This window comes from Cellulomonas fimi ATCC 484, from assembly GCF_000212695.1.
In the GTDB taxonomy this organism is placed as follows: domain Bacteria; phylum Actinomycetota; class Actinomycetes; order Actinomycetales; family Cellulomonadaceae; genus Cellulomonas; species Cellulomonas fimi.
Window position 1 is genome coordinate 1,172,605 of sequence record NC_015514.1, and the last position, 20,023, is coordinate 1,192,627.

Annotated in this window: 15 protein-coding genes; 9 read left to right on the plus strand and 6 right to left on the minus strand. The window is 75.0% G+C overall.

The window, feature by feature from the left end; translation table 11 throughout:
• The first annotated feature begins 12 nt into the window (after positions 1 to 12).
• Genes CELF_RS05445 through CELF_RS05460 form a run of 4 tightly spaced genes read left to right on the plus strand, consistent with a single transcriptional unit; the run spans position 13 to position 4,500 of the window.
• A complete protein-coding gene (locus CELF_RS05445; RefSeq protein WP_013770242.1) occupies positions 13 to 315 on the plus strand; it encodes an HPr family phosphocarrier protein in 303 nt (100 codons plus the stop codon).
• Complete coding sequence (gene ptsP / locus CELF_RS05450) at positions 312 to 2,012, plus strand: phosphoenolpyruvate--protein phosphotransferase (RefSeq protein WP_013770243.1); 1,701 nt, start codon at positions 312 to 314, stop codon at positions 2,010 to 2,012. The genes CELF_RS05445 and ptsP overlap by 4 nt, the downstream gene beginning before the upstream one ends.
• Before the next feature lie 2 nt (positions 2,013 to 2,014).
• Positions 2,015 to 2,884, plus strand: coding sequence for an aminoglycoside adenylyltransferase family protein (locus CELF_RS05455; protein ID WP_013770244.1), 870 nt, complete (start codon positions 2,015 to 2,017; stop codon positions 2,882 to 2,884).
• 5 nt (positions 2,885 to 2,889) lie between these two features.
• Positions 2,890 to 4,500 carry a succinic semialdehyde dehydrogenase gene (locus CELF_RS05460; protein WP_013770245.1) on the plus strand — a complete coding sequence of 537 codons (1,611 nt, stop codon included), beginning with the start codon at positions 2,890 to 2,892 and terminating at the stop codon, positions 4,498 to 4,500.
• A 69-nt stretch (positions 4,501 to 4,569) separates the two neighbouring features.
• On the opposite strand, the gene CELF_RS05465 is transcribed toward CELF_RS05460, so the two are convergent.
• From CELF_RS05465 to CELF_RS05475, 3 genes are all read right to left on the minus strand, one after another.
• Entirely contained in the window at positions 4,570 to 5,847 is a 1,278-nt protein-coding gene (locus tag CELF_RS05465) for an acetate kinase (RefSeq protein WP_013770246.1), read from the minus strand.
• A complete protein-coding gene (pta, locus tag CELF_RS05470) occupies positions 5,844 to 7,955 on the minus strand; it encodes a phosphate acetyltransferase (RefSeq protein ID WP_013770247.1) in 2,112 nt (703 codons plus the stop codon). The genes CELF_RS05465 and pta overlap by 4 nt, the downstream gene beginning before the upstream one ends.
• A 159-nt stretch (positions 7,956 to 8,114) precedes the next feature.
• Positions 8,115 to 10,601 (minus strand): phosphoketolase family protein, encoded by a 2,487-nt coding sequence (locus CELF_RS05475; RefSeq protein ID WP_013770248.1) that lies wholly within the window; start codon positions 10,599 to 10,601, stop codon positions 8,115 to 8,117.
• A gap of 297 nt (positions 10,602 to 10,898) precedes the next feature.
• On the opposite strand from CELF_RS05475, the gene CELF_RS05480 reads away from it, so the two are divergent.
• The 5 genes from CELF_RS05480 (at position 10,899) to CELF_RS05500 (ending at position 15,866) form a co-directional block, all read left to right on the plus strand.
• Entirely contained in the window at positions 10,899 to 11,720 is an 822-nt protein-coding gene (locus CELF_RS05480) for an SURF1 family protein (RefSeq protein ID WP_013770249.1), read from the plus strand.
• Positions 11,721 to 11,916: 196 nt separating this feature from the next.
• Positions 11,917 to 12,861, plus strand: coding sequence for an ABC transporter ATP-binding protein (locus CELF_RS05485; RefSeq protein WP_013770250.1), 945 nt, complete (start codon positions 11,917 to 11,919; stop codon positions 12,859 to 12,861).
• A complete protein-coding gene (locus tag CELF_RS05490) occupies positions 12,858 to 13,715 on the plus strand; it encodes a putative ABC transporter transmembrane protein (RefSeq protein ID WP_013770251.1) in 858 nt (285 codons plus the stop codon). Before CELF_RS05485 ends, CELF_RS05490 begins: the two co-directional genes overlap by 4 nt.
• A 25-nt stretch (positions 13,716 to 13,740) precedes the next feature.
• Positions 13,741 to 15,195, plus strand: coding sequence for a sensor histidine kinase (locus tag CELF_RS05495; protein ID WP_013770252.1), 1,455 nt, complete (start codon positions 13,741 to 13,743; stop codon positions 15,193 to 15,195).
• Complete coding sequence (locus CELF_RS05500; protein ID WP_013770253.1) at positions 15,192 to 15,866, plus strand: response regulator; 675 nt, start codon at positions 15,192 to 15,194, stop codon at positions 15,864 to 15,866. The genes CELF_RS05495 and CELF_RS05500 overlap by 4 nt, the downstream gene beginning before the upstream one ends.
• A 146-nt stretch (positions 15,867 to 16,012) precedes the next feature.
• Here the strand turns inward: CELF_RS05500 and arfB are convergent, their stop codons facing one another.
• The 3 genes from arfB to CELF_RS05515 are packed head-to-tail and all read right to left on the minus strand — an operon-like array spanning position 16,013 to position 19,990.
• Positions 16,013 to 16,444, minus strand: coding sequence for an alternative ribosome rescue aminoacyl-tRNA hydrolase ArfB (arfB, locus tag CELF_RS05505; RefSeq protein ID WP_013770254.1), 432 nt, complete (start codon positions 16,442 to 16,444; stop codon positions 16,013 to 16,015).
• A 1-nt stretch (position 16,445) separates the two neighbouring features.
• The gene (locus tag CELF_RS05510; protein WP_013770255.1) at positions 16,446 to 18,179 is read right to left on the minus strand and encodes an ABC transporter ATP-binding protein; all 1,734 of its coding nucleotides are present in this window, start codon (positions 18,177 to 18,179) and stop codon (positions 16,446 to 16,448) included.
• Positions 18,176 to 19,990 carry an ABC transporter ATP-binding protein gene (locus tag CELF_RS05515; RefSeq protein ID WP_013770256.1) on the minus strand — a complete coding sequence of 605 codons (1,815 nt, stop codon included), beginning with the start codon at positions 19,988 to 19,990 and terminating at the stop codon, positions 18,176 to 18,178. Before CELF_RS05515 ends, CELF_RS05510 begins: the two co-directional genes overlap by 4 nt.
• Positions 19,991 to 20,023: the final 33 nt, after the last annotated feature.

Below are 20,023 nucleotides of genomic sequence, written 5' to 3' on the forward strand. Positions count from 1 at the left end.
CGGAGAGAACCCATGGCTCAGCGCACCGCCGTCGTCGCCTCCCGCGTGGGGCTGCACGCCCGCCCGGCGATGATCTTCACCAACGCGGTCGCCGCCACCGGCGTCCCGGTGACCCTCGCCCGGCCGGGCGGCGAGCCCGTCGACGCGAGCAGCATCCTGTTCGTCATGTCGCTCGGCGTCCCGCACGGCGAGGAGGTCACGCTCACCACCGAGGACGGTGCCGAGCGCGTGCTCGACGAGCTCGTCACGCTGCTCGAGACCGACCTCGACGCGCAGGACGCCCCCACGGGCGCGTCGGGAGGGTCGGCGTCGTGACCGGCGACCGCGTGCTGCGCGGCGTCGGCGTCGGCCGTCGCGGGGTCGTCGGGCCCGTCGCGCAGGTGCAGCCCGCGCCGTTCGTGCAGGACGACGCCCCGCTGCTCGTCGACGGGGTCCCGGCCGACCCGGCCACCGCACGGCAGGTCGTCGACGACGCGTTCACGCACGTCGTCGACGACCTGCGGGCCCAGTCCGCGCGCGCCACCGGCACGGTGCGCGACGTCCTCGCCGCGACCGCGCAGATGGCCGACGACAAGGCGCTGCGCAGCCAGGTGCTCACGCGCGTCGCCGCGGGCGACCACGTGGTGCACGCCGTCGACGGGGTCGTGGCGATGTTCGCCACCATGTTCGAGCAGGCCGGCGGCTACCTCGCCGAGCGGGTCACCGACCTGCACTCGGTCCGCGACCGGGTCGTCGCCCGAGCCCTGGGGCTGCCGGCCCCGGGCGTGCCGGCCCTCGACCGGCCGTCCGTGGTGGTCGCGCGGGACCTCGCGCCGGCCGACACCGCGGCCCTCGACCTCGACAACGTCCTCGCGATCGTGACCGAGCTCGGCGGACCCACCGGCCACACCGCGATCATCGCGGGCCAGCTCGGCCTGCCGTGCCTCGTGCAGGTCCCGTTCGCGACGACCCTCCAGGACGGCACCGAGGTCGCGGTCGACGCGGCCGCCGGCACCGTCACGGTGGACCCGGACGACGCGCTGCGGGCCGAGCTGGCCCGGCGCGCGCAGGCCGAGGACGCGCTCGCCGCCGACGAGGCCCCGGGCGCCACCGCCGACGGGCACGCCGTCCAGCTGCTCGCGAACATCGGGACGCCGCAGGACGCCGAGCGCGTGGCCGGCACCGCCGTCGAGGGCGTGGGCCTGTTCCGCACCGAGGTGCTGTTCCTCGAGCGCACGACCGCCCCGACGCGCGACGAGCAGGCGCGCGCGTACGCGCAGGCGCTGGCCGCGATGGGGGAGCGCAAGGTCGTCGTGCGGACGCTCGACGCCGGCGCGGACAAGCCGCTCGCGTTCGCCACCCAGCCCGACGAGGAGAACCCGGCGCTCGGCGTGCGGGGCTACCGGCTGGTGCGGCGCGACCCGGAGCTGCTCGACGTGCAGCTCGCGGCGCTCGGTGCGGCGCAGTCGGAGGCGGGCACGCCTCCCTGGGTCATGGCACCGATGGTGTCCACGGCGGCCGAGGCCCGCGACTTCGCCGCCCGCGCCCGCGCGCACGGCATCGCCACGGTCGGCGTCATGGTCGAGGTCCCCGCCGCTGCGCTGCGGGCGCGGGAGATCCTCGCGGAGGTCGACTTCGTGTCGCTCGGCACCAACGACCTCGCGCAGTACACGATGGCCACCGACCGGCTGCGCGGCGAGCTCGCCGACCTGCTCGACCCGTGGCAGCCCGCGGTCCTCGACCTCGTCGACGCGACCGCCCGGGCCGGCCAGGAGCTGCACAAGCCCGTCGGCGTGTGCGGGGAGTCCGCGTCGGACCCGCTCCTCGCGCTGGTCCTGGTGGGGCTCGGCGTGACGAGCCTGTCGATGTCCGCGGGCGCCGTGCCCGCCGTGCGGTACGCGCTGCGCCACCACACGCGCGCGCAGTGCGCGACGATCGCCGCCGCCGCGCTCGCGGCACCCTCGGCGGAGGCGGCCCGCGCCGCCGTCGTCGCCCTGCTCGTGCCCGAGGTCCGCGCCACCCTCGGGGTCTGAGCGTGGGCGCCGGGACCTGGCCCGCGCCCGGGCCGCGCGCGTGGCGGGCGGACGCCGCGCCCGTGCCGTGCGAGGCGACCGACGTGGGCGGGCTGCTGCGCCGCGTCGTGGGGGACGACCTCGTCGGGGTGTGGCTGCACGGGTCGGCGGTCGCGGGCGGCCTGCGCCCCGACAGCGACGTCGACGTGCTCGCGGTCGTCGCGCGGCCGCTCGACGACGCGCGCCGCGCCGCCCTCGTCGCGGGCCTGCTGGAGGTGTCCGGCCGGTACCCGCGCCGCGACGCGGCGGCCCGGCCGGTCGAGCTCGCGGTCGTCGTGCGCGACGACGTCCTGCCCTGGCGGTACCCGCCCGTGTGCGACCTGCTGTACGGCGAGTGGCTGCGGGAGGGGTGCGAGGCGGGGGACCTGCCGCGGCGGGGCGTCGACGCGGACCTCGCGGTGCTGCTCACGGTCGTGCGCGCGCACGGCGTCCCCGTCGTGGGGCCCGGTGCCGTGACGGTCCTCGACCGTGTCCCGGGCGCGGACCTGCGCCGTGCGGTGCTCGACGGCGTCGGCGCCCTGCTCGACGACCTGCGGGGCGACGAGCGCAACGTGCTGCTCACCCTCGCGCGCGTCGTCGTCACGGTGCGCACCGGCTGGATCGTGCCGAAGGACGAGGCCGCGGCCACAGTCGCCGACGACCTGCCCGCCGACTCCGCCGCCGTCCTGCGCCGCGCCCGGGCCGCCTACCTCGGCATCGCGGCCGACGAGCCGGTCGGGCCGGACGCGCTCGTGGCCGCGACCGCCGAGCGGCTCGTCGCGCTCGCCCACGACGCGGACCGCGCCGCACCGCCGCCCTCACGGCCCGTCCCGGTGGTGCCGCGCGTACCCTGACGCGCATGGCGCACGACGGAACCGAGCTGCACGACCCGGAGACCGACCCGCTCGCGACCTACGTCCTCGAGCCCGACGACGTCCGCACCCTGCTCGCGCGCGTCGTCGCGCAGCCGGGCGCGGCGACCCACACCGCGCACGCCCCGTTCACGGGCGGCCCCATCGCGGCCGTCCCGCTGTCCACGCCCGACGACGTGGCGCGTGCCGCCCGGGCCGCGCGAGCCGCGCACCGGCTGTGGGCCGCGGCCCCGCTGCGTCGCCGCACCGCGGTGCTGTCGCGGCTGCACGACCTGGTGCTCGAGCGGCAGAGCGACGTGCTCGACCTCATCCAGCTCGAGTCCGGCAAGTCCCGCGCGTCCGCGTTCGAGGAGGTCTGCGACATCGCGATGGTCGCCCGGCACTACGCCGTGCGGGCCGGTCGCTACCTGCGCCCGCGGACCGTGCCCGGCCTCATCCCGGGGCTCACGACCACCCGCGTGCTGCGGCACCCCGTGGGCGTCGTCGGCATCGTCGCGCCCTGGAACTTCCCGCTCACGCTCACGCTCGGCGACGTGCTGCCCGCCCTCGTCGCGGGGAACGGCGTCGTGCTGCGCCCCGACCCGCAGACCGCGCTCACCGCGCTGTGGGCGGCCGAGCTGCTCGAGGAGGCCGGGCTGCCCGAGGGCCTGCTGCAGGTCGTCGTCGGCGACGGCCCGACCGTGGGCGCCGCGGTCGTCGAGCACGTCGACCACGTGAGCTTCACCGGGTCGACCGCGACCGGGCGCGTCGTCGCCGCGGCCGCGGGGGAGCGGCTCGTGCCCGCGACGCTCGAGCTCGGCGGCAAGAACCCCATGTACGTCGCGGAGGACGTCGACGTCGAGGTCGCCGCCGAGGGGGCCGTGCGCGCGTGCTTCGTCGGGGCGGGGCAGGTGTGCGTGAGCGTCGAGCGCGTGTACGTGCGCGGAGAGGTGTTCGACGCGTTCGCGGAGGCGTTCGCACGCCGCACGCGCGCGCTGCGCCTCGGCGCCGGCCTCGACTACCGGTCGGACGTCGGGTCGCTCACGTCCGCCGCGCAGCTGGCCACCGTCGTCGAGCACGTCGAGGACGCGATCGGGCACGGCGCGACCGTCCTGGCCGGGGCCGTGCACCGCAGCGACCTCGGGCCGTACTTCTACGAGCCGACGATCCTCGCGGACGTGCCGCCCGAGGCGCGCCTGCACCGCGAGGAGACGTTCGGTCCCGTCGTCGCGCTCTACCCGGTCGCGTCGGACGACGAGGCCGTCGCCGCGATGAACGACAGCGACCTCGGCCTCAACGCGAGCATCTGGACGGCCGACACGCGCCGCGGTGCGGCACTCGCCCGGCGCGTGCGGGCCGGCACCGTCAACGTCAACGAGGGGTACGTCGCCGCGTGGGGTTCCCTCGGTGCACCGCAGGGCGGGATCGGCGCGTCGGGGCACGGGCACCGGCACGGGCGTGAGGGGCTGTGGGAGACGACGCGCGTGCAGACGGTCGCCGTGCAGCACGGGGTGCACTCCGGGCTGGGCCTGCACCGGCTGTTCGACCTCGGGACCGAGACGTGGCCGCGCGTGTACGGGCAGGTGCTGCGCGCCATGAAGGCCGCCCGCCTGCCCTGAGCCGGACGCACCGACGCCCCCGGCCGCGCGTGCGGTCGGGGGCGTCGGGCTGCTGCGGGGCGGGAGGCGTCAGGCGTGGCCCGCGGCGGCAGGGGCCGGGTCCGTCTCCTCGCTCGTGCCCTCCAGGCCGGCGGCCTCGATGGTCGCGACCGCCTGGCGCGCGATGGCGAGCTCCTCGTTCGTGGGCAGGACGAGCACCTTCGTCGGCGTCCAGTCGGGGGAGATGACGACCGGCTGCTTCTTACGGCCCGCGTTGCGCTCCGCGTCGACCGCGATGCCGAGCGGCTCCAGGCCCGCCAGCGCGAGGGCGCGCACGATGTCGTCGTTCTCGCCGACACCCGCCGTGAACGTGATGACGTCCACGCGGCCCAGGACCGCCAGGTACGCGCCGACGTACTTGCGCAGCCGGTGGATGTACACGTCCAGGGCGCGGCGCGCGCTCGCGTCGCCCTCCTCGACGAGGCGGTGGATCTCGCGGAAGTCGTTCTCGCCCGCGAGGCCCTTGAGGCCCGAGCGGCGGTTCAGCAGGTCGTCGATCTCGTCGACCGACATGCCGGCGTTGCGCTGCAGGTGGATGAGGACCGCGGGGTCCAGGTCGCCCGACCGCGTGCCCATGACGAGCCCCTCGAGCGGGGTCAGGCCCATCGACGTCTCGACCGCCACGCCGCCGCGCACGGCCGACGCCGACGCGCCGTTGCCGAGGTGCAGGACGATCTGGTTGAGGTCCTCGACGCGTCGGCCGAGGAACCGCGCGACCTCGCCGGACACGAACTGGTGCGACGTGCCGTGGAAGCCGTAGCGCCGCACCCCGTAGGCCGTCGCGACGCCCTGGTCGATCGCGTACGTCGCAGCTGCGTCGGGCAGCGTGTGGAAGAACGCGGTGTCGAACACGACGACGTGCGGCACGTCCGGCAGCAGCTCGCGCGCGACCTGGATGCCCGTGAGGTTCGGCGGGTTGTGCAGCGGCGCGAGCGGCGACAGCGCGTCGATGCGCCGCACGACGTCGTCGTCCACGAGCGCGGGACCCGCGAAGTCCGACCCGCCGTGCACGACCCGGTGGCCCACGGCGACGATGTGCGCCGACGCCAGCTCCGGTCCGATCTCGTCGAACAGGCCGAGGACGAGACGCAGGCCCGCGCCGTGGTCGGCGATCGGCTCGTCGCGCTGCGTCGTGCTGCCCGCGTACGTGTGCTTGATCGTGCCGACGTCCTCGCCGATCCGCTCGACCAGGCCCGACGCGATCGCCTCGCCCCCGACCGGGTCGACCAGCTGGTACTTGATCGACGACGAGCCGGAGTTGACGACGAGGACCGTGCCTCGCGTGGTGGTGTGCTGCGTGCTGGTCATCGGGCGACCGCCTCCGTCGTGGTCGTGGGTGCGCCTGCCGGTGCGTCCTGCGCCTGCGCCTGGATCGCCGTGATCGCGACCGTGTTGACGATGTCCTGCACGAGGGCACCGCGCGACAGGTCGTTCACCGGCTTGTTGAGCCCCTGCAGCACCGGGCCGACCGCCACCGCGCCGGCGGACCGCTGGACCGCCTTGTAGGTGTTGTTGCCGGTGTTGAGGTCGGGGAAGACGAACACCGTCGCGCGGCCGGCCACGGCCGAGTCGGGCAGCTTCGTCTGGGCGACGGACGCGTCGACCGCGGCGTCGTACTGGATCGGGCCCTCGACCGACAGGTCGGGGCGACGCTCGCGCACGAGCGCGGTCGCGGCCCGCACCTTGTCGACGTCGGCGCCCGTGCCCGACGCGCCCGTCGAGTACGACAGCATCGCGATGCGCGGCTCGATCCCGAACTGCACCGCGGTCGCCGCCGACGAGATCGCGATGTCCGCGAGCTGCTCGGCCGTCGGGTCGGGGATGACCGCGCAGTCGGCGTACACGAGCACGCGGTCCTCGAGGCACATGAGGAAGCAGCTCGACACGTTGTTCGTGCCGGGGGCCGTCTTGATGATCTCGAACGACGGCTTGATGGTGTGCGCGGTGGTGTGGGCGGCGCCCGAGACCATGCCGTCCGCGAGGCCGAGGTGCACCATCATCGTGCCGAAGTACGAGACGGACGGGACGATCTCGCGGGCCCGCTCGGGCGTCATGCCCTTGTGCGCGCGGATCTGGGTGTACTCCGCCGCGAACCGCTCGAGCAGCTCGGGGTCGTGCGGGTCGATCAGGTCCGCGTCGGCCAGGTCGAGGCCCAGCTCCGTGGCGCGGCTGCGGATCGCGGCCGGCTCGCCGAGGATCGTCAGGCGCGCGACGCCGCGGCGCAGCAGCGTCGACGCCGCGCGCAGGATGCGGTCGTCGTTGCCCTCGGGCAGGACGATGTGCTTGCGGTCGGCGCGGGCCCGGTCCAGCAGCTCGTACTCGAACATGAGCGGCGTCACGACCTCGGGGCGCGCGACGTCGAGCGCGCCCAGCAGCGCGGTCCCGTCGACGTGCTCCTCGAACAGCGCGAGCGCGGTGTCGAGCTTGATCTGCGAGTCGGCGCTCAGGTGCCCGCGGGTCGCGGCCGCCGCGCTGGCCGAGCGGAACGAGCCCAGCGACGTCTCGATGATCGGCAGCCGCGTGCCGAGGCCGTCGATGAGGCGCTGCACGACCGGCGACGGCTCGAACCCGCCGTTGAGGATGATGCCCGCGAGGGACGGGAAGCCCTCCGCCTGGTGCGCGATGAGCAGACCCAGCAGCACGTCCGAGCGGTCGCCCGGCGTGATGACGACGGCGCCGTCGGCGATCCGGTCCAGCAGGTGCTCGACCGACATCGCACCCACGAGCACGTCGAGCACCTCGCGCGACAGCAGCTCCTCGTCGCCCGCCAGCAGGTGCCCGCCGACGGACTCCATGAGCTGGCGGACCGTCGGTGCGGTGAGCAGCGAGCTCTCCGGCAGGGCCCACGTCGGCAGCCCCGTGCCCTGCTCGACCTCCGCCTTCACGGCGTCCACCGCGGCTGGGCCGCAGCGGTTCACGGTCACGGCGACGACCTGCGCGTGCTCGTCCTGCATGGCCGCGACGACGATGTCGACGACCTGGTGGATCGCCTCGGGCGTGCGGCCGCTGCCGTTGACGACGAGCACCACGGGCGCGCCGAGGTTCGCGGCGATCCGGCCGTTGTACGCGAGCTCGGTCGGGCCCGCGACGTCCGTGTAGTCCGTGCCGACCACCACGACCGCGTCGCACCGGCGCGCGACCTCGTGGTAGCGCTGCACGATCTGCCCGAGCGCCTGGTCGGGGTCCGCCAGCATCTGCTCGTACGTGACGCCGACGCACTCCTCGTACGTCAGGTCGACGCCGTCGTGCGCGAGCAGCAGCTCGAGGACGTAGTCACGCGTCTTGGTGGAGCGGGCCACCGGCCGGAACACCCCCACCCGCTGCACGGTGCGCGAGAGCAGGTCGACGAGGCCCAGGGCCACGACGGACTTGCCGGAGTCCCCCTCGGGGGAGGTGAGGTAGATGCTGCGAGCCACGGTGGGCGTCTCCTGGTGCTGGACCCCGGGTGCGGGGGTGGTGCTCGGTGCTCCTGCGTGTCGTGCATGGACCGGCGGGACGGGTCGCGGCGGTTCGCGGTGGCGTCGGCGCGACCCGTCCCAGGTCCGGTGAGGCCCCGTCAGGGGCCCCGACGGGTGCTACTCGTTGTCACCGCCCGTCGCGAGGGTCGCCGACTGCTGCGGGCCACCCTGCTCCGTGCCGGTCTCGCCCGCGTCGGGCCAGACCCAGTCGCGCACCTCGGGCAGGTCGTCGCCGTGCTCGCGGGTCCACTCGCGGGCCTCGATGCGCTTGTCGACCATGCGCTGGCGCAGGCCCGCGTACGCGGTGCCCAGGTTCGGCACGCGGTCGATGACGTCGATGACCAGGTGGTACCGGTCGAGGTCGTTGAGCATGACCATGTCGAACGGCGTCGTCGTCGTGCCCTCCTCCTTGTACCCGCGCACGTGGATGTTCGCGTGCCCGTTGCGGCGGTACGTGAGGCGGTGGATGAGCCACGGGTAGCCGTGGTACGCGAAGACGACCGGGCGGTCCGCGGTGAACAGGCCGTCGAACTGCGCGTCGGACAGGCCGTGCGGGTGCTCCCGCTCGTCCTGCAGGCGCATGAGGTCGACGACGTTGATGACGCGGACCTTGAGGTCCGGCAGCTCACGACGCAGGATGTCCGCCGCCGCCAGGACCTCGAGCGTCGGCACGTCGCCCGCAGCGGCCAGGACGACGTCGGGCTTCTCGCCCGCGACCTCCGTGCCGGCCCACTCCCAGATGCCCAGGCCGCGCGAGCAGTGCGCGACGGCCTCGTCCATCGTGAGGAAGTTCGGCGCGGGCTGCTTGCCGGACACCACGACGTTGACGTACTGCCGGCTGCGCAGGCAGTGGTCGTACGTCGAGAGCAGCGTGTTCGCGTCCGGCGGCAGGTACACCCGGACGACCTCGGCCTTCTTGTTGACCACGTGGTCGATGAAGCCGGGGTCCTGGTGGCTGAAGCCGTTGTGGTCCTGCCGCCAGACGTGGCTCGACAGCAGGTAGTTGAGCGACGCGATGGGCCGGCGCCACGGGATGTGGTTCGTGACCTTCAGCCACTTGGCGTGCTGGTTGAACATCGAGTCGATGATGTGGATGAACGCCTCGTAGCAGTTGAACAGCCCGTGGCGGCCGGTGAGCAGGTAGCCCTCCAGCCAGCCCTGGCACTGGTGCTCCGAGAGCATCTCCAGCACGCGGCCCGCGCGCGACAGGTTGTCGTCGACCTCCTCGCCGAGGAAGTCCGCGTTCCACTGCTTGTCCGTGGTCTCGAACACCGCCTGCAGACGGTTCGACGCGGTCTCGTCGGGGCCGAAGATCCGGAAGTTGTCCGGGTTCTGCCGGATGACGTCCGTGAGCCACTGGCCGAGCACGCGCGGCGCCTCGCTGATCGACCCGCCCGGCGTCGGCACGTCCACCGCGTACTCGCGGAAGTCCGGCAGGCGCAGGTCCTTGAGCAGCAGGCCGCCGTTGGCGTGCGGGTTGTCGCTCATCCGCAGGCCCTCGGGCGGGTTCAGCGCGCGGATCTCCTCGCGCAGGCGCCCCTGCTCGTCGAAGAGCTCGTCGGCGCGGTACGACTCGAGCCACTCGCGCAGCACGTCGAGGTGCTCCGCCGTGTCCCGCGCGCTCGCGAGCGGCACCTGGTGGGCGCGCCACGAGCCCGTCGTCTTCTTGCCGTCGATGTACGCCGGGCCGGTCCAGCCCTTGGGGGTGCGGAAGACGATCATCGGCCACTGCGGCCGGTCGTCCTTGCCGTCGCGCGCCTGCGCCTTGATGTCCGCGATCTCGTCGAGCACCTCGTCGAGCAGCTCCGCGAAGCGGCGGTGGACCTGCTCGGCCGGCTCGTCGTCGAAGCCCGCGACGAACACGTGCGGCTTGTGGCCGTAGCCGACCATGAGCGCCTCGAGCTCGTCGTCGCTGATGCGCGCGAGCACCGTCGGGTTGGCGATCTTGTACCCGTTGAGGTGCAGGATCGGCAGGACGACGCCGTCCTTGACCGGGTTGACGAACTTGTTCGAGTGCCAGCTCGTCGCCAGCGGGCCCGTCTCCGCCTCGCCGTCGCCGACGACCGCCGCGACCAGCAGGTCCGGGTTGTCGAACGCCGCACCGTACGCGTGGGACAGCGCGTAGCCGAGCTCGCCGCCCTCGTGGATCGAGCCCGGCGTCTCCGGGGCCACGTGGCTCGGGATCCCGCCCGGGAAGGAGAACTGGCGGAAGAGCCGCTTGATGCCCTCCTCGTCCTCCGTGATGTCCGTGTACACGTGCGAGTACGTGCCGTCGAGGTACGCACCCGCGACGAGGCCCGGACCGCCGTGGCCCGGGCCCGTGACGTAGAGCGTCGACTGCGCGCGCTCCGCGATGACGCGGTTCAGGTGCGCGTACAGGAAGGTCAGTCCCGGCGTCGTCCCCCAGTGGCCGAGCAGGCGCGGCTTGACGTGGTCACGCGTCAGCGGCTCCCGCAGCAGCGGGTTGTCGAGCAGGTAGATCTGCCCGACGGACAGGTAGTTGGCTGCCCGCCACCACTGGTCGATCCTCTCCAGCGTCTCCGCGGTGACGGTGTCGCCGGACCCCCTGCGCCAGGTGGTCTCGGCCGACGTCGCAGTGCTCATTGGTCGCTCCCCATCGTCGTCCGGCATGTTGTTCGCCGTGCCCCCGCAGCCAGCGTTCCCTGGGATCGCACCCCGGTCCGGGACTTCCGACCTAACGTCGGTGAACAGTGGCACGCCCACCCGCCATACAACCGCAATCCACCGCCGGACGCCCGTGGTGACGTTCGTCTCGTCGGGGCGGTCGACGGGTGTCCACGCGCAGGTCAGCGGTCGTCGAGGTGCCCGTCACCCGGCCGTCGCCCCCGTGTGCTCCGGGCGGGTGAGAGACGTGCGCCACGCGCGCGTTACCGTGGCGGCGTGACCCACCCGCAGGCGCCGACGACGCTGTGGCGGGCCGCCCGCCGGCCGCGCATGGTGCTGCTGCTCCTGCTGCTCCTCGGGGCCGCGGCGGTGTGCGCGCGGCTCGGCGCGTGGCAGCTCGACCGGGCCGAGGTCCGCGGCGCGCGGGCCGAGGAGCGGCACGTCGCCGAGCTCGTCGCGGCCGACCCCGTCCCGCTCGCCGACGTGCTCGCCCCGCAGACCTCCTTCCACGGGGACCTGGTGGGCCGCAAGGTGTCCGTGACCGGCACGTACGACGCCGACGGCCAGCTGCTCGTCCCCGGGCGCGCGCACGACGGCACGACCGGTCTCCTCGTCCTCACGCCCCTGCGGGTGCCCGGTGCCGCCGACGGCGAGGACGCCGTGCTCCCGGTCGTGCGCGGCTGGGTGGCCGCGCCGGCGGACGCCGACGAGCCGCCCTCCGGTGAGGTGGACCTCCTCGGCTACCTCCAGGTGTCCGAGTCCGCGGGCAGCGGCGTGCGCGACGGCCGGACCGACGCGATCTCCTCGCCCGAGCTGCTCAACGTGTGGGGCGGCCCGATCTGGACGGGCTACCTCGTCGTCGCGTCGTCCGACCCCGCGCAGTCGCCGGACGTCGCGCTGCTCGACCCGCCGCGCTCGCCCGGTGCGGGCCTCAACGTCCAGAACCTCGCCTACGCCGCGCAGTGGTGGATCTTCGGCGGCTTCGCCGTCCTGCTGTGGTGGCGCCTGGTCCGCGACGAGGCCGCCGGCGGCCGCCCCGAGATGCCCGCGCCCACGGTCCAGGCAGCGCCCGAGCCGTCGGGGTCCGGCGGCTCCTGACCGTCCCACGTCCGGGCGGTGACGGCCGGGCGGGCCGGCGCCGGTCGCGCGCATCCGGGCGCCGGGCGCCGTCCCAGGTCGTACGAGGTCGTCCTCGCGGCGTACGCGCACGACCGGCACGGATGGTCCTCACGGGCGTCCCGGCGGCACCGGGCGCGTCCGTACGTTCGAGTCTCATCCGAACGCAGGAGGACGCATGATCGAGGCCACACGACTGACGAAGCGGTACGGCGACCGGACCGCCGTCGACGACGTCACCTTCACGGTCCAGCCCGGCAAGGTGACGGGGTTCCTGGGGCCGAACGGCGCCGGCAAGTCCACGACGATGCGCATGATGCTGGGGCTCGACCGCCCGAGCTCGGGCCGGGTCACCGTCAACGGCCGGGCGTACGCGCAGCACCGCGCACCCCTCGGCGAGGTCGGTGCGCTGCTCGACGCGAAGGCGGTGCACGGCGGCCGGACCGCCCGGGACCACCTGCTCGCGCTCGCCCTCTCGCACGGCCTCGGGCACCGGCGCGTCGACGAGGTCATCGAGATCGCGGGCCTGGGCCCGGTGGCACGCCGGCGCGCCGGGGGGTTCTCGCTCGGCATGAGCCAGCGGCTCGGGATCGCCGCGGCCCTGCTCGGCGACCCGGAGACGCTCGTCCTCGACGAGCCCGTCAACGGTCTCGACCCCGAGGGGGTCCTGTGGGTGCGGCACCTGCTGCGCGGGTTCGCCGCCGAGGGGCGCACCGTGTTCCTGTCGTCGCACCTCATGTCGGAGATGGCGCTCACGGCGGACCACCTCGTCGTCATCGGACGCGGGCGGGTCGTCGCCGACGCGCCCGTCGCCGACGTCGTGGCGCTCGCCGGCCCGCCCGCCGTGCGCGTCCGGACGCCCGACGTGCGTCGGCTCGCGGCACTGCTCGCGGCGGCGCCGGGCGTCGAGCTGACGTCCACCGGCCCCGACGTCCTCGACGTCGCCGGCGCGACCGCCCCGCAGGTCGCAGCCCTCGCCGCGGGCGCCGGGATCGTGCTGCACGAGCTCGCGCCCGTCCAGGCGTCCCTGGAGGACGCGTACCTGGAGCTCACCGGCGACGCGGTGGAGTACCGCGCGACCGCCGACGTCCCCACCCGTCACGTGTCAGGAGCCACCCGATGACCGCCGCAGCCCCGTCCGCCACCCCGTCCGCCACCCGCATCCGCCCGCGGGTCGCCGTGCAGCCCGTGACCTTCGGGCGGCTCGTCGCCGCGGAGTGGGTCAAGCTCCGGTCCCTGCGCTCGACGTGGTGGACCCTGATCCTCGCGGTCGCGGCCTTCGCGGCGCTCGGCTGGCTGCGGGCCTCCAGCATCGCCTCGATCGCGCAGGACGTCCCCGACGGCGCGCTCGTCGGACCGGTGTACGCGACGTCCGGGCTGCTGGTCGCCCAGCTCGCGCTGAGCGGTCTCGCCGTCGTCGCGGTCACCGCCGAGTACCGCACCGGCCAGATCCGCTCGACCCTCGCCGCGGCCCCCGCGCGCGTCCCGGCCCTCGTCGCGAAGCTCGTGGTCGTCCTCGGGGCCGTGCTGGTCGCCGGGCTCGCGGGCGCCGCCGCGGGGTGGGCCGGCGCCGCCCCCTCGTTCGCCCGGGCGGGCATGACCGTCGACCTCGCGGACCCCGAGCACCTGCGGCTCATGCTGGGCGTACCCCTCTACCTGGTGGCGATGGCCGCCCTGGCGTTCGGGATCGGCGCCACCCTGCGGAGCTCCGCGGCAGGCATCGCGACCGTCATGGGGCTCGTGTTCGTCGTCGAGCCCGCGTTCGCGCGCATCCCGTGGGAGCCGCTGCAGCAGCTGGCCGCGCTCCTGCCGTCCGCCGCGGGCTCCCGGCTCGTCACCTCCGACACCATGGGCTCGGTGACGTCGGGGTCGCAGAGCGTCACGCTCGGGCCGTGGGAGGGGTTCGGCGTGCTCGTCGCGTGGGCCGTGACCTCGGTCGTCGTCGCCGCCGTCCTGCTGCGCCGCCGGGACGCGTGAGCGGGTGGGCTGGGAGGATGCCCGGGTGACGGACGCGGCACCCCACCTGCGCGGCCCGGCGGGCACGACCGCCGGGCCGTGGCTGCGGGTGCTCGGGACGGCGACCCTCGTGGTCGTCTTCGTCGCGTGGGGCGTGGCGTTCGCCGTGGGCGCCGAGTCGATGTTCCTGCTGAGCCGGCACGTCGGGCAGCAGCGGACGGACGCGATGGCGTCCGCGTCGGTGGTGCTCACGCTCGTCGGGGCGGCGGTGCTGCTCGCGCGGCACAGGCGTCCCCTGCTGGTGGCCGGGACCGTCGCCGTCCTGGCCGCCGGCTCCCTGCTGCTCGCCGGTGCGACCAACGGGTACGAGCTGGCGATCGGCGCCGCGCTGTTCACGGTGGCTGCCGCGTGCCCACCGCGTACGGCGTGGCTCCTGACCGCGGCCGTGGTCGTCCCGGTCCTCGTCGTCGCGCGGGCAGCGCCGCTCGTGACGCTGGTCGGGTCGCTCGCGGCCGGGGGCGTCCCCGGCGAGCTGGACGCCGTCGGGTGGTTCCGGCTGCCCGGGCAGCTCGGCGACGTCGTGCCGCCGTGGTGGATCGTGACCGCGCTGCCCGTCGTGGTGCTGGCCCTGTTCGGCGTCGCGTTCGGCACGCTCGTGCGCACCACGCGGCTGCGGACCGCCGCTCTCGAGGAGGCCGCCGCGGCGCGCGCCGCCGAGCAGGAGCAGCGTGCGCGCTTCACGCAGGCGGACGAGCGCGCCCGCGTCGCGCGGGAGATGCACGACGTCATCGCGCACTCCATCACCGTGATGGTCGCGCTCGGCGGCGGTGCGGCGGCCGCGCTCGACCGGTCGCCCGAGCACGCACGGCACGCGCTCGAGGAGCTCGTCGACACCGGGCGTGGTGCGCTGGAGGACGTGCGCCGGATCCTCGGGGTGCTGCACACGCCCGCCCCGGGTGCTCCGCACGTCGCGGACGGCGACGCCTCGGGCGGTGACGTGCTGACGGCCCCGCAGCCGGGGGTGGAGGACCTCGACCGCCTCGTCGACCGCTTCCGCACCGCGGGCCTGCCCGTGCGCACGTCCGGCCTGGTGGTAGCGGGGCTCGACGGCCTGGACCCCACGGCCCAGCTCACCGTGTACCGGGTGGTGCAGGAGTCGCTGACGAACACGCTGCGGCACGCGCCCGGCACCGCGGCGGTCGACGTCGTGGTGCGACGGGCCGCCGACGCGCTCGAGGTCGTCGTCGCAGACCGGGGAGCCGGACCCGACGCCGTCGTGCCCGCCGTGACCGGCGCGGCCGGTGCGTCGAGGAGCCCGGGGCGTGGGATCACCGGCATGGCGGGACGCGTCGACGCGTTCGGTGGCACCCTCGAGGCGGGTCCGCACGGCGACGGCTGGCGCGTGCGCGCGGTGCTGCCCGGGGCGGGCGCCGGCGCGACCCGCGGCGTGAGCGCCGCACCTGGTCCCGGCAGTGACCCGACGACGCAGGGAGAGGCATGATCCGCGTGCTGCTGGTCGACGACCAGGCGCTGATCCGGATGGGCTTCCGGCTGCTCATCGACAGCACGGACGACCTCGAGGTCGTCGGCGAGGCGCAGGACGGTCAGTCGGCGATCGAGCAGGTCGCCGCCCTGCGCCCCGACGTCGTGCTCATGGATGTCCGCATGCCCGGTGTCAACGGCATCGACGCGACCGCGCGGATCGTCGAGACGCACCCGGCCACGCGCGTGCTCGTGCTCACGACCTTCGACCTCGACGAGTACGCGTTCGCGGCGCTGCGCGCCGGTGCCAGCGGGTTCCTGCTGAAGGACGCGGCGCCCGCGGACCTCGCCGCCGCGGTGCGGACCGTGGCCGGCGGCGAGGCCGTGGTCTCGGCGCGGGTCACACGCCGCATGCTGGAGCTGTTCGCCGAGCACCTGCCTGCCGCGGGCGCCGACCGGGGCCGGGACGCCCCGCACCCGCGTCTGGCGGGCCTGACGCCTCGCGAGGTCGAGGTGCTCCGTGAGGTCGCCGAGGGCCTGTCCAACGGCGAGATCGCCGACCGGCTGTTCCTGTCCGAGGCCACGGTGAAGACGCACGTCGGGCGCATCCTGGCGAAGCTGCGCGTGCGGGACCGGGTCCAGGCCGTGGTCGTCGCGTACGAGACGGGGCTGGTGCGCGCCGGCGGCTGAGCGGGGCGTCCCGGGCCGCCGTGGGCGTGGCCGACCGGACCGCCGGACGTGGTCGACGCGCCACGGCTCGCAGGTGCCGGGTTGCACCGAGGTCGTCGCACCCGCGCGAGGAGGCGGCGCCGGGAGGGACGGCCGCGCGGACCGGGTCAGCCGCCGAGCGGGGGTCGCCGGCGGAGCTCCTTGACGGCGCGGCGCTGACGCTCGCCCGCGGCCCGGCGCTCGCGCGAGGCCCGGCTGGGCCGGGTGGCGCGTCGGGGCGGACCCGGGGGAGCGAGCGCCTCGTCGAGAGCCGCGACGACCCGTGCGAGCGCCGCCTCGCGGTTGCGGAGCTGCGAGCGGTGCTCGGACGCGGCGACGGTCAGCACGTCGCCGCGCAGACGGTGCGCGAGGCGCTCGCGGACGCGCACCTCCTGCTCGGGGACGGTCCAGAGCACCGCCGAGACGTCGACCGAGAGCTCGACGCGCGAGTCGGCGGTGTTGACCCCCTGCCCCCCGGGCCCGCTCGACCGCGAGAAGCGCCACGAGAGGGTGTCGTCCGGGAGGACGACACCCCCTCGCAGGGCGATCGGCGCGGTCATGTCACTCGTGCTGCCAGGAGTGCCACAGGGCGGCGTAGTCGCCCCCCGCCGCGACGAGCTCGTCGTGCGGCCCGATCTCGGTGATCCGCCCGCCGTCGACGACGGCCACGCGGTCCGCGTCGTGCGCGGTGTGCAGGCGGTGCGCGATCGCGACCACCGTGCGCCCCTCGAGGACGGCCGACAGCGACCGCTCCAGGTGCCGCGCGGCGCGCGGGTCGAGCAGCGACGTCGCCTCGTCCAGCACGAGCGTGTGCGGGTCGAGCAGCACGAGGCGGGCGAGCGCCACCTGCTGGGCCTGGGCCGGCGTGAGCGGCGTGCCGCCGGAGCCGACCTCGGTGCGCAGGCCGTCGGGCAGCGCCGCGACCCACTCCCACGCGTCGACGGCCCGCAGCGCACGCTCCAGGTCCGCGTCGGTCGCGTCCTCCTGCGCGAGGCGCAGGTTGTCGGCGAGCTCCCCGACGAACACGTGGTGCTCCTGCGTGACGAGCGCGACGTGGCCGCGCAGGTCCTCCAGGGGCAGCTCGACGAGCGGCACGCCGCCCACGGTCACCGACCCGCCCGTGGGCGGGTGGATGCCCGCGAGCATCCGACCGAGCGTCGACTTGCCCGCGCCCGAGGGGCCGACGACCGCGAGCCGCTCCCCGGAGCGCAGGTCGAGGTCGATGCCGTGCAGCACGTCGTGGCCCTCGCGGTACGCGTACCGCAGGCCGCGGGCGCTCAGGTCCTCGTCGACGGGCTCCACGTCGCCGGCCGTGCGGTCCGTCTCGACGAGCTGCACGCCGACGATGCGCGCGAGCGACGTCGCGGCGACCTGGATCTCGTCGACCCAGAAGATGAGCTCCCACACCGGGCCGCTGACCTGGTAGGTGAACATCACGATCGTCGTGACGGCGCCGAGCGTCGCGTAGCCCTGCGACGCCAGGTAGCCGCCCCACAGCAGGACCGCGGCGGGTGCGAGCACGAACGCGAGGTCGATGCCGGGGAACAGCACGGTGCGCAGGTCGAGCGTGACCTTCTCGGCGGCGAACGCCTCGCGCAGGTCGGCGTCGACCCGGGCCTGCCGGCGAGGGCCGAGCCGCAGGGCGTCGACCGTCCGGGCCCCCTCGACGGACTCGGTGATGGTGCCGTTGAGCGCGGCGTACGACGCCGACTCGCGCTGGTAGGCGGGCGTCGCGCGCTTGAGGTACCACCGGACGATCGCGAGCATCCCGGGGACGCCGACGAACATCGCGACGGCGACGAGCGGCGACAGCAGGACGCTGGCCACGACCGTGAGCGTGATCGTCACGACCGCGACGATCACGCGCGGCACGCCGAACCGGACCGCGTGCTGCAGCCGGTTGACGTCGTTCGTCGTGCGTGCCACCAGGTCGCCCGTGCCGGCGCGCTCGACGGTCGACAGCGGCAGCGACGTGACCGTGGAGATGAACTCCTCGCGCAGCTCGGCGAACACCTTCTCGCCGAACACCATCGAGGTGCGCTGCGCGAACCGGATGAGCACCGTCTGCGTGAGCACCGCGACGACGCCGACGACGACGAGCGTGTCGACGTACGTCGCGGTCGTGCCCCCGGTCACGGCGTCGACGAGCCGACCGAGCACCAGGGGGCCGGTGAGACCGGCGACCGCGGCGAGCGTGTGCAGCGTCGCGATCCGGCCCAGGTCCGAGCGGTGCGTCCGGAACAGGCGGGCGGTGTACGCGCGCACCGCCGCCGAGTCGGCGATGGGGAGCTTCACGGTCGTCCTCCTGCGTGCGAGATCTCGTCGGCGAGCCCGTCGGAGACGGGGACGCCGTCCGGGGGCGTGTCGCCCTCGTCCATCTGGCGGCCGACGACCCGCCGGTAGGCGGCGGCCACGGCCGGGCCGGCGGCGCCGTCGAGCAGCTCGGCGTGCGTGCCGCGCGCGATCAGCCGGCCGTCCTCGACGAGCTGCACCTCGTCGACGTGGTCGAGCACGAGCGGCGACGCGGTCACGACGAGCGTCGTGCGCCCGCGCCGGTGGTCGGCCAGCCGCGACGCGATGCGTGCCTCGGTGTGCGCGTCGACGGCGCTGGTCGGCTCGACCAGCACGAGGATCTCCGGGTCCAGGAGCAGCGCACGCGCGAGCGCGACGCGCTGGCGCTGACCGCCGGACAGCGACCGCCCCTTCTCGGGCAGCTCGCCGGCCAGGCCGTCCGGCACGGAGTCGAGGACGTCGTGCGCGTCGGCCAGGGCGATGGCCTCGAGCAGCCGCTGCTCGTCGCCCGAGCCGTGCACGTCGAGCTCCTCGCCGAGCGCGCCCGAGAACAGGTGCGGCGTCGCCTCGGCCACGACGACCCGCCGCCGGACGTCCTCCTTGGGGAGGTCGGCGAGCAGCACGCCGCCCAGGCGCACGGGTGTGTCCTTCTCGGCCTCGTCGTCGAACCGGCCCATGCGGGTCGCGATGCGTGCGGACTCGTCCGGGTCGGCGCTCACGAGCGCGACGACGCGGCCGTGCTCGAGCACGACGCCGCTCGTCTCGTCGACCAGCGGTGAGCCCGCGGGCGGGGCCTCGGCCGTGCCCGGGCGCGCACCCGTCGCGGGCACCACCTGGAGCACCTTGACGACCTTGCCCGCGCCGACGTGCGCGCGCGTCGCCGACTGCAGGAACATCGTCGCGTTCTGCACCGGCCACGCGAGGAACGCCGCGTACCCGTAGGTCGAGACGAGCTGACCCGGCGTGATGGTGCCGTCGAGGGCCATGTGCGCGCCGAGCCAGATGAGCACCGCGACGAACAGGCCGGGCAGCAGCACCTGCAGGGCGTCGAGCCACGACTGCGTGACCGCGACCTCCTCGCCGCGGTGGCGCACGCGCTGGGACTGCTCGCGGTAGCGCGCGTTGAACACGCCCTCGCCGCCGATGCCGCGCAGGATCCGCAGCCCGGACACGGTGTCGGCCCCGAGCGTCGTCAGGCGGCCCGACGCCTCGCGCTGCGCGACCTGGCGCTTCTGCAGCGGCTTGACGAGCAGGCCGAGCGCCGCGGCCACGGTCGGCAGGCCCAGCAGCACGACGAGGCCGAGCGGGACGGAGACGCGCAGCATGAGGACCGCGGCGACGCCGTAGGCGACGAGGCTGCCGACGAACCGCGCCGCGACCGCGTAGACCTCGCCGACGCGCAGCGCGTCGTTGGCGACCGCGGACACGACCTCGCCGGTGGGCAGCTCCGCGGTGATCGTGTGGCCCGAGCGCGCGACCGTGCGGCCGACGAGCTGCGAGGACGTGAAGGCGGCGCGCAGCCAGTTCTGGACGTCGTACCGGTGGCCGACGGCGCCCGCGGCGGCGCTGACGACGCCGAGGGCGGCGAGCGACCCGGCGGCGCGCCACAGGTCCGGGCCGAAGCCGTGCTCGAGGCCGCCGTCGATGGCGCGACCGGTGAGGTAGGGCAGGAGTGCCTGGCAGGCGAACAGCACGATCCCCAGCAGCAGCGCGACCGTGAGGATGCCCCACTGCCGACGGGCGAGCCACCACAGGTAGGTGAGCGGTCCGGTCAGCGGCGGGGTGCCGGGGTCGTCGAGGGGGAGTGAGCGCACGAGCGTCAACGCTACGACCGGGTACCGACACCG

What these genes read in the sequence shown, in the direction of transcription:
- CELF_RS05445 (WP_013770242.1), top strand. Translation starts at nt 13, where the DNA reads ATGGCTCAGCGCACCGCCGTCGTCGCCTCCCGCGTGGGGCTGCACGCC.
- CELF_RS05460 (WP_013770245.1), top strand. Translation starts at nt 2,890, where the DNA reads ATGGCGCACGACGGAACCGAGCTGCACGACCCGGAGACCGACCCGCTC.
- CELF_RS05465 (WP_013770246.1), bottom strand. Translation starts at nt 5,847, where the DNA reads ATGACCAGCACGCAGCACACCACCACGCGAGGCACGGTCCTCGTCGTC.
- CELF_RS05475 (WP_013770248.1), bottom strand. Translation starts at nt 10,601, where the DNA reads ATGAGCACTGCGACGTCGGCCGAGACCACCTGGCGCAGGGGGTCCGGC.
- CELF_RS05485 (WP_013770250.1), top strand. Translation starts at nt 11,917, where the DNA reads ATGATCGAGGCCACACGACTGACGAAGCGGTACGGCGACCGGACCGCC.
- CELF_RS05490 (WP_013770251.1), top strand. Translation starts at nt 12,858, where the DNA reads ATGACCGCCGCAGCCCCGTCCGCCACCCCGTCCGCCACCCGCATCCGC.
- CELF_RS05500 (WP_013770253.1), top strand. Translation starts at nt 15,192, where the DNA reads ATGATCCGCGTGCTGCTGGTCGACGACCAGGCGCTGATCCGGATGGGC.
- arfB (WP_013770254.1), bottom strand. Translation starts at nt 16,444, where the DNA reads ATGACCGCGCCGATCGCCCTGCGAGGGGGTGTCGTCCTCCCGGACGAC.